The 14,482-nt window shown below is 60.6% G+C and carries 7 protein-coding genes; 6 read left to right on the top strand and 1 reads right to left on the bottom strand.

Annotation, left to right across the window (positions count from 1 at the left end; all coding sequences use genetic code 11):
- From E1573_RS07380 to E1573_RS07395, 4 genes are read left to right on the top strand one after another with little or no spacing between them, the layout of a single operon-like run.
- The gene (locus E1573_RS07380) at positions 1 to 1,533 is read left to right on the top strand and encodes a TolC family protein (RefSeq protein WP_133212123.1); all 1,533 of its coding nucleotides are present in this window, start codon (positions 1 to 3) and stop codon (positions 1,531 to 1,533) included.
- Positions 1,517 to 2,284, top strand: a complete 768-nt coding sequence (locus E1573_RS07385) for an efflux RND transporter periplasmic adaptor subunit (protein ID WP_133212125.1) — start codon at positions 1,517 to 1,519, stop codon at positions 2,282 to 2,284. The genes E1573_RS07380 and E1573_RS07385 overlap by 17 nt, the downstream gene beginning before the upstream one ends.
- Positions 2,277 to 3,617, top strand: a complete 1,341-nt coding sequence (locus tag E1573_RS07390) for an efflux RND transporter periplasmic adaptor subunit (RefSeq protein ID WP_133212127.1) — start codon at positions 2,277 to 2,279, stop codon at positions 3,615 to 3,617. Before E1573_RS07385 ends, E1573_RS07390 begins: the two co-directional genes overlap by 8 nt.
- Entirely contained in the window at positions 3,617 to 5,713 is a 2,097-nt protein-coding gene (locus E1573_RS07395; RefSeq protein WP_133212411.1) for an HlyD family efflux transporter periplasmic adaptor subunit, read from the top strand. The genes E1573_RS07390 and E1573_RS07395 overlap by 1 nt, the downstream gene beginning before the upstream one ends.
- Positions 5,714 to 6,198: 485 nt before the next feature.
- Here E1573_RS07395 and E1573_RS07400 read toward each other — a convergent pair whose 3' ends face one another.
- Positions 6,199 to 7,881 carry a LuxR C-terminal-related transcriptional regulator gene (locus E1573_RS07400; protein ID WP_133212129.1) on the bottom strand — a complete coding sequence of 561 codons (1,683 nt, stop codon included), beginning with the start codon at positions 7,879 to 7,881 and terminating at the stop codon, positions 6,199 to 6,201.
- Positions 7,882 to 8,034: 153 nt separating this feature from the next.
- On the opposite strand from E1573_RS07400, the gene E1573_RS07405 reads away from it, so the two are divergent.
- A complete protein-coding gene (locus E1573_RS07405) occupies positions 8,035 to 12,168 on the top strand; it encodes an autotransporter outer membrane beta-barrel domain-containing protein (RefSeq protein WP_133212131.1) in 4,134 nt (1,377 codons plus the stop codon).
- 237 nt (positions 12,169 to 12,405) lie between these two features.
- Entirely contained in the window at positions 12,406 to 14,415 is a 2,010-nt protein-coding gene (locus E1573_RS07410; protein WP_133212133.1) for a hypothetical protein, read from the top strand.
- Positions 14,416 to 14,482 lie beyond the last annotated feature (67 nt).

The following is a 14,482-nucleotide window of genomic DNA, read 5'->3' on the forward strand; positions in this document are numbered from 1 at the left end:
ATGCTAAGACTGCCGCAAACGTTGTTCAGTACGGCCATCGCCTCCACCTTTTTGTTGGCGGCCTGCTCGGCGACCAAACCCCACGAGTACACCGAGGAAGAAGCTCGGCAACGGATCGTGCGTGATCAGGCGCAAATGTACGCCAGCCAGGAACCGGTGACCCGGCCGATCACCTTTTACGAAGCCGCTGCACGCGCGCTGAAGTACAACCTGGACTACCGCCTGAAGTTGATGGAAAGCGCACTGGCCAGTGACCTGCGTGACGTCTCCAGCCACGAAATGCTGCCACGCCTGGTGGCCTCGGCCGGGTACGCCGGGCGTAACAATGATTCGGGCGGTACCTCCATCGGTATCGAAGACCGCGAGGAAAGCTTGCGGGCATCCACCTCCGAGGAGCGCTACCGCGAACTCTATGGCTTGGGCCTGAGCTGGAGCCTGCTCGACTTTGGCGTGGCCTACTACCGCACCCAGCAGAAAAGCGACCAAATCCTCATGGCCGAGGAACGCCGGCGCAAAGTGGCGCAGAACGTGCTGCAAGACGTGCGCAATGCCTACTGGCGCGCCCTCAGTGCGCAACGTTTGATGCCACAGGTTGATCGTTTGCTGGTACGCACCCATCAGGCATTGCTGTCGGCTCGCCAGGCAGAAACCAAAGGCTTGCTACCGCGCCAGGAAATATTGGCCTACCAACGTGCGCTGCTCGACTCGATCTACCTGCTGACCGTGCGCCGCCAGGACCTGGAGTTTGCCCGTGCCGAACTGTCGGCGCTGATGTCACTGCCGCCTGGATCACGTCTGGAGCTGGCCGATGAAGTTGAACCGACCTTGCCGGAAGTGTCTCAGGACATCGACAAACTTGAGCTGCTGTCGCTGAAAAACCGCCCGGAAATCATGGAAGAGTGGTACCGCAAACGGGTCAACGAAAATGACCTGAAAATTGCCAAGGCACAACTGTGGCCTAACGTCAGCCTGGATTTCGGCTACAAGTACGACTCCAACAAGTTCCTCTACAACAGCGGCTGGACCGAGACCGGCCTGCAAGTGTCGATGAACCTGTTGCGCCTGTTGCAACTGCCGTCACTCAACAGCGCCGCTGAGTCGCAGAGCAAAACCGACGATTTGCGCCGGGTGGCGCTGTCGATGGCCATTCTTACGCAAGTCCGGGTGGGCACGCTGCGCTACCACCTGGCGCGCCAGGAAGTCGAGTTTGCCGACCAGAGCCTGCAGGTCGACCAGAGCCTGTTGAACTATGCAGAAGCTGCACGCACCACCTCCTACGGCTCGGAGCTTGAAGTGATCCGTGCCGAGGGCCGCTACCTGCTGTCGCGCTACCAACGCGAAGCCGCTTACTCCAGTGCCCAGGCGGCCTGGGGCCGGCTGTACAACTCGGTTGGCCTGGACACCCTGCCCAAACAGATCGAACAGCACGACATCCAGACCCTGGCCCGGGAGATCAAACGCACGCTGGACCAACAAGAACACGCCAACCTCCTCGTCAGTTCGCAAGGAATGCCGAATGCCACACAGCAATGAGCGCCGTTTGCTCGCCGTATTACTGTCGCTTTTCCTGACCCCCGTGCTGGCCGAAGACACCGCGCCAGCCCCTGACCCGGCAGACCCCGGCACCATCCGTGTGTTACTGGTGGCGAGCCTGGAAACCACCCTCTCCAGCCAGATGAGCGGCACCCTGGGCGAGTTCAAGGCCGGCCTGGGCCAAACCGTCGCCAAGGATGCGGTATTGGCCCGCTTCGACTGCGCCGAGGCCCAAGCCCGGACGCGGGTCGCCGCGGCCGAGCTGACCATGGCCAAGCAGAACCTCGACGCCAAGCGCAACCTGCGCAAACTCGATGCCGTGGGCGATCTGGAGGTTGCCATGGCCAACACCGAACTGCAAAAGGCCGACGGCGCCCGCGCCCTGGCCCAGGCCCAGAGCGGTTATTGCCTGGTCCAGGCGCCCTTCGCCGGGCGCGTGGCCAAGGTTCACGCCAAACCCTTCCAGACCGTCGCCGCCGGCACGCCACTGTTCGACCTGGTCAGTGACGGCGCCTTGAAGGTGCGCTTGAATGTGCCTTCCAGCCTGTTGCCCAAGCTCAAGGACAATCAGGCGCTGGAGGTGGAGATCCTCGAAACCGGCAAGGCCTACCCGGCCCACGTCAGTGCCATCAACGCGCGCGTCGATGCCGTCGCCCAGACCGTGGAGCTCGAAGCCCGACTGGATGCCGCGCACCCCGAGTTGATCGCCGGTATGAGCGGCACTGCCCGGTTCCCACGCGCCAATGACTGAACCTCTACCGCACCCACAACTGCTGTTGGCCATCGCCGCTCTGCGGGACCGCGCGCTGGCGGCCGACTCCCTCAACGCGTTGGGCTTTTCCATCGCCAACGACCCGTATTCGCTGCTGCACTACCATCAGGCACTGGTGTTCCAGCAACAAGGCCAGAGCCTGGGGCTGTTATGCGTGTCGGGCCTGGCCCGGCCTACGGAAGACTCACCCTACCTGGTGTGGCTGCAGCGCGCGGTGCGTTGGCTGGCAACGCAACTTGAAGACGAGCAACCCAAGTGGCTGGCACGCGAGGCCCTGGATCCGCCTGCGGATATTGCCGAGGGTTGGGCCGAATGGTGGCCCAGCGGGCTCTGGTGTATACCCTTGCACGACCGCGAGGGGCAACGCCTGGGCCTGGTGGTGTTTCTGCTCGATGCCCCGCCAGCGCCGGCTTTGCACCCCTTGTTCGACGGCCTGTGGCGTACCTGGGCCTACTGCTGGGCAGGGTTTGCCAAACAGCGTCGGCTAACGCGTTGGCGGCCCAGCAAGCGTCAGGTGCTGCTGGCTCTGGGGTTGATCGTGGCGCTGCTGCTGGTGCCGGTGCGGCAGACCGCCCTGGCGCCCGCCGAAATCGTTTCGCGCGAAGCGGTCATCATTAGTTCACCCATTGATGGGGTGATCGAAAGCATGCAGGTGCGTCCCAACCAGCCAGTCGAGCAGGACACACCGCTGTTCCGTCTGGACGAAACCACCCTGAAAAGCCGCGCCGAGGTGCTGAGCAAGGAAGTGGCGGTGGCGGATGCAGAATTGATGGCCGCCAGCCAGCGCGCGTTCGACAACCCGCAAAGCAAAAGTGAACTGACCTTGCTCAACGGCCGGGTGCAACAACGTCGGGCAGAACTGGCCGCAGTCAAAGCCCAGTTGCAGCGCACCCAGGTGCGCGCGCCACGGGCCGGTGTGGCGGTGTACAGCGACCCCAACGACTGGCTGGGCAAACCGGTGTCCACCGGTGAACGCATTCTGTTGGTGGCTGAACCCAAGCTGCCGGCCATGCAGATCCAATTGCCGGTGGCCGACGCCATTGCCCTGGAGCCTGGTGCCGAAGTCACCTTGTTCCTCACCGCTTACCCGCTAACGCCACTCAAAGGCAAAGTGCTGGAAACCAGTTATCAGGCCCATGCCAATGAAGAAGGTGTGGTTGCCTACCGCTTGCTGGCCAGCATCGAAGGCCAGCCCGAACATGCCCGCCTGGGCCTGCACGGCACTGCCCGCCTGTATGGTGAGCGCGTGGTACTGGGCTATTACCTGCTGCGCCGACCGTTCGCTGCACTGCGCGCCTGGAGCGGGTTGTGATCATCAATGCGGCTGAACAGCCGCTGCCGCCACTGCGCGATGACTTACGCTTGCAGGAGACCGCACCGGACAGCCACGGCGAACCGGCCTGGGTAATCCAGGACACCGTGGTCAACCGCTTCTACCGCATCGGCTGGCTGGAGTTCGAGTGCCTGTTACGTTGGGACCGCACACCGAAAGCCATCTGTCAGGCCATTCATGACGAAACGCCCTTGCGCCCGGATGTTGAGCAAATCGTGGAATTTCGCCAGTTTCTGGAAAACCACCAGTTGCTGCGCCCAACCCGCGAAGCCCTCGCCCGCCTTGCCGCGCGCAGCGAGGGCAACGCCTGGCTGAGCTGGCGCTGGTGGCTGCACCACTATTTGTTTTTTCGCGTGCCGCTGCTGCGCCCGCAACAGCACTTGCAGTGGCTGGCGAAAAAACTCAACTGGCTGTTCCAGCCGCTGACCGGCATCGTGGTGCTGCTGCTGGGCATTACCGGTGTGTTGCTGGTGCTGCAACAGTGGGACACCTTCACCACAGCGGTGGTCGAGTCGTTTTCTGCTTCAGGCCTGGTCAGCTTCGCTATCGCCCTGGCCCTGGCCAAAACCCTGCACGAACTGGGGCACGCGCTGGTGGCCACACGCCTGGGGCTACGTGTGGGCCATATGGGTATCGCTTTCGTGGTGATGTGGCCGATGCTCTACACCGACACTGGCGAAAGCTGGAAGCTGCGCAGTTCCAAGCAACGCCTGGCGATTGCCTCGGCCGGCATCATCACCGAACTGGCCCTGGCCGGGCTGGCCACCCTGGGCTGGGCGCTGTCCGACCCGGGGCCCCTGCGCAACGCTCTGCTCTACCTGGCCACCACCAGTTGGGTACTGTCACTGGCGCTCAATGCCAGCCCGTTCATGCGCTTTGACGGTTATTTCATCCTGTCTGACCTGCTCGACTTTCCCAACCTGCACGAACGCTCCTCGGCCCTGGCCCGGGTGACCCTGCGTCGGGTGCTGCTGGGTCTCGACGAAGACTGGCCTGAAACCTTCAGCCCGGCCCAGCGCCGGGCGCTGGTGGCGTTTGCCATGGTCACCTGGGTTTACCGCTTGGTGCTGTTCCTCGGGATTGCCGTGGCGGTGTACCTGTTGTTCTTCAAGTTGTTGGGGATTTTCCTTTTTGCTGTGGAAGTGGCCTGGTTCATTGTCATGCCGGTATGGAGAGAGTTGAAATATTGGTGGAGCCATCGTGACGGTATTCGTACCAGCCGTCGGCACCTGTGGTGGACCGTCGCGGCGCTACTTCTGGTGCTGCTGGCGGTGCCTTGGCGCAGCCAGGTGCACGCCTTGGGCGTGGCCCGTGCCGAACACCAGCTGCGCGTCTTTGCCCCCTACCCCGCGCGCTTGCAAGCCCTGCATCCGGCCGGGACGGTAGCCGCCGGTGCCGCGCTGGTGACGCTCGATCAACCTGACATCGCCTCCAAGCTCTCGACCAGCGAGGCCAGTGTTAAAAGTTATCAGGCGCGGCTCGGCGGTTTGATTGCCGATCCGACCGGCGCCGACCAGGCCATTGCCACTCGCCAACGCCTCGATGTGCAATTTGAAGAAGCCCGGGCAGCGCGTTCGGAAATTGCCCGCCTGACCTTGCAAGCGCCCTTCGCCGGGCAATGGCTGGACCTGGACCGCAACTGGCAGCCCGGCCAGTGGGTCCACAGCCGCGAGCCCATTGGTATCCTGATCGACCCCAGCCGCTGGCAGGTCGATGCCTACGTCGATCAGGATGAGGTTCAGCACCTGGTCCAGGGGGGTAACGTGCGCTTCTACCCTGAAGGACAACCGACGCCGATCAACGGGACCGTACTGACCATTGGCAGCACCCGGGTCAGTCAGTTGCACCACGCCATGCTGGCGTCGCGCTACGGCGGGCCGCTGACGGTTGCCAGCCGCGGCAAAGAACTCGTCCCCACACCACCGCTGTTCCACGTACTGATTCAACTCGACCAGGCCCCGCCGAGCCTGCGCGAAACCCGTGGCAGGTTGCAGATTGCCGGCGAACGCCGCAGTTTGCTGGGTGAAGGGCTGACCCATGTGGCCGCTGTGCTGCTGCGCGAGAGCGGCTTTTGACAGTGGGAGCGGGCTTGCCCCGCGATTGCGGTGTATCAGACACATCGCATCGCGGGGCAAGCCCGCTCCTACAGCAAGCCCACTCACACTCATCAGTCCCGGATCAGCCCGGCAAGGCGGCAGGAAACTCAACCTCTATCAGAAACGCAGTTTCACCACTCGGTGCTCCAAGGGCTGGCTCAGCGTAATGACGGTGGGAGCGGGCTTGCCCCGCGATTGCGGTGTATCAGACACATCGCATCGCGGGGCAAGCCCGCTCCTACAGCAAGCCCACTCACACTCATCTGTCCCGGATCAGCCCGGCAAGACGGCAGGAAACTCAACCTCTATCAGAAACGCAGTTTCACCACTCGGTGCTCCAGAGGCTGGCTCAGCGTAATGACGGTGGGAGCGGGCTTGCCCCGCGATTGCGGTGTATCAGACACATCGCATCGCGGGGCAAGCCCGCTCCTACAGCAAGCCCGCTCACACTCATCAGTCCCGGATCAGCCCGGCAAGGCGGCAGGAAACTCAACCTCTATCAGAAACGTCGTTTCGCCGCTCTCATGAACGCTGCGAAAACTGCCATCCATCGACTGGGCCAGGTTCTGGCACAGTTGCAGGGCAAGCCCCTGACGGTGCTCCAGGGGTTGGCTCAGCGTAATGGCCAGATTCAGGTTAACGAACCCGTTCGACTGCAGCCGGGTCGCCAGGCTGATCCGCAGCGGAGCTTTAGGAGCAGTCTCACTCAGGTACTGCAACAGCGTGTCGAACAATGCCGCAAAGCGTTGCTCATCAATCCACAGCTGCCTGACTGCCACCCCGCTCATCTCCAGCATCGGCGCAACGCCCCCCTTGGGCAGGTGGGCGTTGAACGCAGCAAGCCGTCCAGCCACCCATTCGACAATGTCCAGTTGGCCCGGCACCCATGACGGGCGCACTTGCTCCAGGCTGATCAATTGCTCCAGTTGCGCCAGGCACTGCGTCAACCGCTGTAGCGCAGAACGGCCCGCCGTCGGCAACTTTGCCGCACCAAGGCTTGATTGCAGGCGCTGCACGGGTTCAGTAAGGTCGCCCAGCACCACACTGGCAAACCGGGTCAACTGCCGGTACCGGGCCTGCGCTTGCTCATGCGCATCCCGAAGTTGACCGAGCAGGATGTTTCGGTCGGTCATGTCTTCGACAAACCCCACCATACCCAACACGGCACCGTGCGCATCCCGCCAGGGCTGCGCCCATACCTGCAGACTGTGCGGCTCACCCAGAATTTCAAGCGAGGTCTGAAGGGTATACGTCTCACCTTTTTCAACCACCGCCTCATAACGGGCCTGAGCTTTGCGACCCTGCTCGACGGAAAGCGAGTACGCATCCAGCAATCGCTGGCCCTGCACCCGGTCGAACGAGGTATGGTGCATTTCCAGATAAGGCCGATTGCACAGCAGTAATCGGCCTACACGGTCACGCACAAACATCGGGTTGGGTGATGCTTCCAGCACCGCCTGCAGCAGGGCTTGCTGCAATGGTTCTGCGTCTGGTTGAGCCTGCGCATCAAGCGCGTCGACAGCGCCAACCCCCAACGGCCCGATGCCATTGCGCTGGGCAATCCCGGCCAGGGCCAGGCGCGAGTCAACCTGTAGCTTTTCCTGCAGGCGGGTCTTGTAGGTACTGACCGTCTTGTAGCTGATCGACAGTTGTTCGGCGATGGACTGATTGGAGCAGCCTTCGCTGATCAGCTCCAGAACCGTCAGCTCCCGCGCCGAAAGTGAGTCAAGCTCCGTGCCGCCCAAGGTGGTCGATGCCGTTGCCCGTTCCTTGGGAAAGTAGCGCCGCCCGTGCACCACAGCGTGCAAGGCTCTGTCCAGCTCGGACGGGTCATCATGCTTGCTGACAAACCCATCCACCCCGGCCTGCATGCACAGGCGGGCGAAGGGGTTGCTGTTCTGCCCGGTATACACCAGAAACTGCAAAGTCGGATCGCGCAACTTCAAGCGCCGAATCAGGTCCAGGCCGCCCAGGCCGCTAATGGTCAATTCGAGCACAACCAATTGCGGCGCATCACTGCGCGCGTGCAGCAGCGCCTCCTGGCTGTTGCCTACCTGCGCCACCACCTGATAACCCAGGCGCTGCACGGCCTGGCCAATGGCCAAACGCAGCAACGGCAGCGGTTCGACGATCATCACCCGGCTCATCCGAGCGCTCCTTGCAGGCCAACGTGAGGCTGAAACACAAGCCTAGACCAGCGCAGCCTTCAGTGAAATTCCTACATGCGACTAAGGCGACTCCTACAGAGAGAGTTGCTGCCTAGGCAGACAATTTCTCCATACATTTTGTTGGAGGTTGTCATGAAACGCACGACCGAAAGCCCACTCCCCCTCGAACACCTGGCCCACAATCATCTGGCCCTGGCAATCAGCCTGATCATCAGTGGGCTGTGCTACCTGCCGATCGAAGGTGCCGAAGCAGAAGAAGCTCCTGTCACCATTGAGCAACTGGACGAGCCATCACCATCTACCGCCGGTCTGAACATGGGCCGTACTGCGCTGATGGGCCTGCTCGGCGTGCCTGCACCGATCACCGTCACCATCACCAATGGTGTAGGCATCTCCAGTGGCGCCCCGGACAGCTCCAGCGTCATCCTGCGCGCCGCCAACAGCACCGGGGTGAAAGCCGGCTCGGGCGTGCAGATCAGCTTCGAGCAAGGTTCGGTGGTCAACGGTGCCGTCACCGCCGCCACTGCCAGCGGCCAGAAAGCGTTGGTGGCCGAGGACGGTGGCAAGATCACCGGCAGTGGCGTGAACATCGAGATGGTCCCGAAAACCGCTCTGGGAGTCGCCTTCACCGCCAACAACATGACCGGCATCACCGCACAGAGCGGCGCCAGCATCAAGCTCGACAACAGCACGGTCAGCATGGGCGGTTTGTCTGGTAGCACCAACATCGCATTGCTGGCCACCGGCAACGGCAGCGCCATCGACTTCAGCGGCGGTGCCCTCAGCACGCTGGCCAAAGGTTCAGTGACCGTTCTGGCCAAAGACGGCGCCAGCATCGCATTGAGTCAAGGCACCACCGTCAGCACCAGCGGCGCGGCGAGCGGCAGCACCATCGGTCACAGCCTGAAAGCCGAAAGTGGCAGCCATATCACTGCCAGTGACATCACCGTCAACACCAACGCGGCCTCGGCCAGCGGTGCACGTGCTGAAGGCGGTAGCGACATAACCCTGACCGACAGCACCTTCAATTCCACCAATGCCGCCACCAGCACCACCAGCACCGCCGTGCTGCACGCCCTGGACGGCTCGACCATCACCGGCAAGGGCCTGAACGTGAGCACCAGCGGTACTTATATCGGTGGTGCCCGTGCCGAAGCCAGCAGCATTTCGCTGACCGACAGCCAGGTCAAGGTCACCGGCAGTGGCGTGGTCACCAACCCCAACGCCGCCGCCAGAGCCATGGCCGGCGGTAGTCTTGTGCTGGATAAAAGCGTGTTGTCTACCCAGGGCACCTATAGCCACGGTGTATCCCTCGAAGACAGCAGCCAGGCGCAGATCAGCGACAGCAAGATTTCGGTGCTCGGCCCGCGCTCGATCGGCCTGAACATTATCGGCGGCTCCCAGGCTCAGGTGAGCCAAAGCCAGATCAGCGTCGATGCGGTCAGTGCCACAGGCCCTTGGGCGCAGGGCGTGCTGGTTGAAGGCGCTGGCTCCACCCTGGTGCTCAATGACAGCCAGGTGCACACCTCGCCGAAAACCAGCTACGGTATCAGCGCCAGCGACGGTGCCGATATCACCATTAACCATGGCAGTGTCAGCACCGAAGGCAACTACTCTGCGGGCATCAGTGCCGGCAATGCGACCATCACCGCCAATGATGTGAATGTCTATACCTCTGGCAACGACAACGCCATGGGCGTGGTCGCCAACCAGAACTCCACCATTGTTCTCAATGGCGGCACTGTCACCACCAGCGGCAACGGCTCGCCGGTGCAGTCCAACCTGACCTTCCCCCATGCCCTGGCCTCGCGTAACGAAGGCGCCCTGTTGATCGCCAACGGCACCCACCTGCTGACCAAAGGCGAGCAAGCCTACGGCGCCGCCGTGGATGACGGCGGCAGCATGCAGCTCAACGGTGTCTCGGTGAAAACCGAAGGCGACCGTTCGATTGGCCTGTACGCCGGTATCGGCGGCCCGAAACCCGGTAGCGTCAACCTGCAAGCCAACAGTGTGACCATCGAGACCCTCGGCGCCAACGCCGCCGGTGCTCGAGTCAGCCGCAACTTCAAAGACGGCTACGACGCTACCCTGCAGCTCAAGGACTCCAGCATCCGCACCCACGGTGACAACTCGGCAGCCTTGCAGGCCGAACGCGGTGGCCAATTGCAAGCCGACAACAGCGTGGCCAGCACCAGTGGCGTCGGTTCTCATGGTGTGCTGGTCAACAGTGCTCCCAGCTCCGCCACCCTGTCCCAGGCCAGCGTGATCACCCAGGGTGAAGCCGCCCATGGCATGTTGGTCAAAGATGGCGGTCAGCTCAGTGCTGAACAATCGACCGTCAGCGCGGCGGGCGCCGATGCTTCGGCCCTGTACCTGCAAGGCAGCAGCCTGGCGGCCAGCGAAGCTGATCTGCGCGGCAGCGTGTTGCACAACCTCAGCGGTGCCACCGTGGCGGTTGACGGTGTTGCCGATGTCGACTTCGAAGACGTGATTGCCGGCGGCAGCGGCCTGTGGCTGAACGTGAACGCCGGGGCAACCGAGCCCGGCCTGGCCACCATTGACCTGGCCAGTTCCCAGGTCAATGGCGCCGCTACCACCGCCGCTGGCAGCACCTCGCACGTGAGCATGAGCGACACCAGCCTGTGGAAACTCACCGGCAACTCGAACCTCAGCAGCCTGCGCAACGACAACAGCCTGATCGACTTCAGCGCCCCGGTCGGCGGCAACTACAAAACCCTCACGGTCAATGACTATGAAGGTAACAACGGTACCTTTGCCCTGAACACCTACCTGTACGACGACCAATCGCCTTCGGACAAACTGGTGGTCGACGGCGGCAAGGCCAGCGGCAGTAGCAACCTGCAGATCAAGAATGCCGGCGGCCCCGGTGCCTTGACCACCGGCAACGGTATCCAGGTGGTCGATGCAATCAACGGCGGTACCACCGACCAACAGGCGTTCCGGTTGCTCAGCCGGGTCAAGGCCGGCCCTTATGAATACACCCTGCACCGCGCCAGCCTGGACGACAGCAACGCGCAAGCCTGGTACCTGCGCTCGACCAAAGACGTCCCTGTCGATCCGAAGCCTGATCCAGACGATGACAAACCAAAACCCGATCCTGATGACGATAAGCCAAAACCCAACCCTGACGACGACAAGCCGGTGAAACCAACGCCGAAGCCCGATAACGACAAACCGGTGAAACCAACGCCTAAGCCTGACAACGACAAGCCGGCGCCGGTCAAACCAACCCCTCAACCGACTCGCCAGGTGCCTAACTATCGCCCGGAAACCTCGCTGTACAGCGCTATCCCCGGCATGACCCTGCGCTACAGCCGCATGCTGGTCGACACCCTGCACGAACGTATGGGTGAAGAAGTGCGCAACGCGGTCGACCCGCTGCCAGGCGAAGAAAAAAGCGACTATGGCCCATCGCTGGGCTGGGGCCGGATGATCTATGGCCAGGGCGAGCAAGACCTGGGCCACGGCGCAGGCTTTGACTACAACCAACAAGCCTTCCAGGTGGGCCTAGACCTGTACCGCAACGAAGACACCGATGGCAGCACCGACCAAGCCGGCCTATCAGTGTCGGCCGGCAAAATCGCCGGCGACGTCGACCACACCGATGGCAGCTCGGCAGGCGACGCCAAGGTACGCGCCACGGGTATTGGTGGCTACTGGACCCACTTCGGCCCGGCCGGCTGGTACCTGGACGGTGTGCTGCAATTCAACCACTTCGACATCGAGGCACATCCACAAGACCTGCCACGCTTCAAAACCAAAGGCAAAGGCATCACCGCCTCGTTGGAAGCTGGCTATCCGTTCAAACTCAACAAAGACGAATCGCTGAAAATCGAGCCACAAGCCCAGGTGATTGTCACCAAGGTCAAGATCGATGACGGTCACGATGCCGCTGCCGATGTGCGCTTTGAGGACGTCGACTCGCTGGTCGGCCGCCTGGGGGTCCGCCTGGACAAAGACATGTTCCGTGAAGACGACAAGGGCAAGCTGCACCGCACCAATGTCTGGGTCCGCCCAAGCATCTGGCACGAGTTCAAAGGCCAGCCGAAAACCGAGTTTTCTTCCCGCGACGGCTTTGTACCGTTCACCACGGACATGGGCGGAACCTGGACTGAAGTGAACCTGGGTGTTGATTATCAAGTCAGCGAGAAAACCACGATCCATGTGTCTGGCGGCTACGAGAAGGGGATGGATAACGACAGCCATGGGTATGAAGGGATTCTTGGGATCAAGGTCAAGTTCTGACCTGTCTACGAGTTGTTATTCGCTGCACCGCAACCAAGGCCCGAATAGACTCGGGCCTTGTCTTTTTCATTGCCAGAGGCTGCAGATCACTAACGGTTAACACCCTCTGCCACAGTCGCGTTGCCATTGCACCTGATATTTCTGTCAGGTTACGCGCCGTCACAAGGCGGCGTATAAAACATACAAGCCGCAGACGTTCAAGCCGGATTCGCTGATCAACAAACGGAGGCGTTTCAAATGAACATAAAAGTTCAAGATCTCGAAGGTAAACAGGCACGAGAACAATACCTATTGGAAAAGCTGAAGCGCAATTCCAGGCGGCATTCAGGAAAAGTGTTTGCTCTAGCTGCAATCACTTTGAAAGACCTGTTGCCTGATAATGAGGGCATCGAATCCAACCTCATTCCAACTGCGATGCTCTCTGCCCCTCTGCAAGGTGAAATCCCGACTGCATGGGCAGGCGCGGGACCAGCCCTTTTCAAGGTTTTTTTCAATAACAATCCCACCCCGATCATCGATGAAGTCTACGACAGACGTCCAAGTTTTCCTTTAGCCATTGGAGTACCCGCTGGCCAATTTCAGGCCGAGGGCGAATATAAACTGCAATACTACGTTGATAACGGTGCAGGGCCTGTTTTCTCCGACTACACCGTTTTTACTGTCGATAAAAATGATCCGAACCGAAACATCGCACCACCTCCAATGGTGTTCGAAACGGACCGTATAACGCCTGAATATCTGGAAGCCAACAGTGGCTTACCATTTGAGCTCCCGGTTTTCACGCTTGCACGCCCTGGTGATACTGCGAAAATTTTCATGAGAATCCCGGGGACGGGTGTCGTCCAAGAAGTGGCAACGCTTGCGAAGCGCCCAGTCTCTGGGTTTGACCCAGAAGTGGCGATGTCCGGCGTCATTCCCAAAGAGGTTTTCGTCAATGGCAGTGGCGACCCTCTTCATGAAGACGGTACCGTCGAATTCTTCTATTACGCTTATTCCCGTGCCGGGAATGAAAGTAAGCTGCCTGCCAATACCTTGCTTTCGATTGCGTTTAAACCCATGGCAAGTGGCCTGAAAACAGCCATTATTCCGTTGGCGACAGAAACCCCTGACCCATTGATCGACCGCTCCGATGCCATTCTCGGTGTCACCGTGTATATCGATGAATTCCAAAACCACTTGCCGCAAGATGAAATTGAGGTGACCTGGGGGGCGCGTGCGTTAACTCGCTTCAAAGTAGGCACCAACCCACAATTCCCGCTGGAATCACCTATTGTGTCCTACGGCGCCTTGATCAGCGAAGGCGATGCATCCGGCGAAGGGCCAAAAGAAGTTTCTGTCGACTACAAAGTTTTTCGCGGTCTCATTGCGGAGAGCCCCCCTAGTGCAGCGAAAACGTCTGTAGACCTGCGTATACCCGGCCCGGAAAACCCGGACCCAGGGCCAGAAAACCCGGCACTGGGTACGGTCACCGTGCTTGGCGGAGGGGCTAACCCGGAAGAAAACCTGATCCGGGTCGTGGACAAGGACTTACCTGTCAGTGTGAAGCTTCCATCTTATTCAAACCTCAGAGCTGGGGACGTGGTGGAAGTTATCTGGAATAAAGCGTCGACCGGAGTCACAGTAGACCTGGTAGGTGATGAAACCGAAATCATCGTTCCGCTGCCCTACGAACACGTTGCTAGGCACGGTGATGGCCAGGCGATACCGGTGCAGCTCCAAGTCACCAACCCAACGCTTCCCGCTGGCAACCCGACGCTTACCGTGCCCACGTCGGTTAAAGTCGACACCTTCCAAATGGGGACGTTAGTTCCTGTCTCCTTCCCCGATAAAAGTGACTTCTTTAAGTCTTTGGGTTGCTGCCAAAGCATCTGGGAGGGTGCGACGGTCACGGTTGCCGGGGATCGGCAAAATTTTGCCGCAAAAGATACCGTTACCGTCCATTGGAAAGGGCAAGATGAGGACGAAAACGACCTCCCGGGTACCGAAGGCAAGCAAGAATTTATACTCACTGCGGAACAAGCATCCGATGGCTTTGATCACGTTATTGACTTTGACAGCGTCTGTTTGCCGATTTCTAACGCACAAGGCGAACTTATCGTGTGGTATGAGCTGTCGAAAACAGGGGGGGCGAAAGGCACGGCGGACCCATCAAATGTTTGGATAAAGGCAGAGCTAGCCAACGGCTGCGTGTGTATCGCACCTGATGCATGCGAATTCGATTGCTCGTCGGGCGCTGAAAAAAAGTAACAACTTAATTACGTGTTGATGATACCTCTAGCTGAGTAGGAATAATCCTACATAAAAAACGAAAAAT

The sequence above is a fragment of the Pseudomonas sp. H9 genome (assembly GCF_004353925.1).
Taxonomy (GTDB): Bacteria; Pseudomonadota; Gammaproteobacteria; order Pseudomonadales; family Pseudomonadaceae; genus Aquipseudomonas.

What these genes read in the sequence shown, in the direction of transcription:
- E1573_RS07380 (WP_133212123.1), top strand. Translation starts at nt 1, where the DNA reads ATGCTAAGACTGCCGCAAACGTTGTTCAGTACGGCCATCGCCTCCACC.
- E1573_RS07385 (WP_133212125.1), top strand. Translation starts at nt 1,517, where the DNA reads ATGCCACACAGCAATGAGCGCCGTTTGCTCGCCGTATTACTGTCGCTT.
- E1573_RS07390 (WP_133212127.1), top strand. Translation starts at nt 2,277, where the DNA reads ATGACTGAACCTCTACCGCACCCACAACTGCTGTTGGCCATCGCCGCT.
- E1573_RS07400 (WP_133212129.1), bottom strand. Translation starts at nt 7,881, where the DNA reads ATGAGCCGGGTGATGATCGTCGAACCGCTGCCGTTGCTGCGTTTGGCC.
- E1573_RS07405 (WP_133212131.1), top strand. Translation starts at nt 8,035, where the DNA reads ATGAAACGCACGACCGAAAGCCCACTCCCCCTCGAACACCTGGCCCAC.
- E1573_RS07410 (WP_133212133.1), top strand. Translation starts at nt 12,406, where the DNA reads ATGAACATAAAAGTTCAAGATCTCGAAGGTAAACAGGCACGAGAACAA.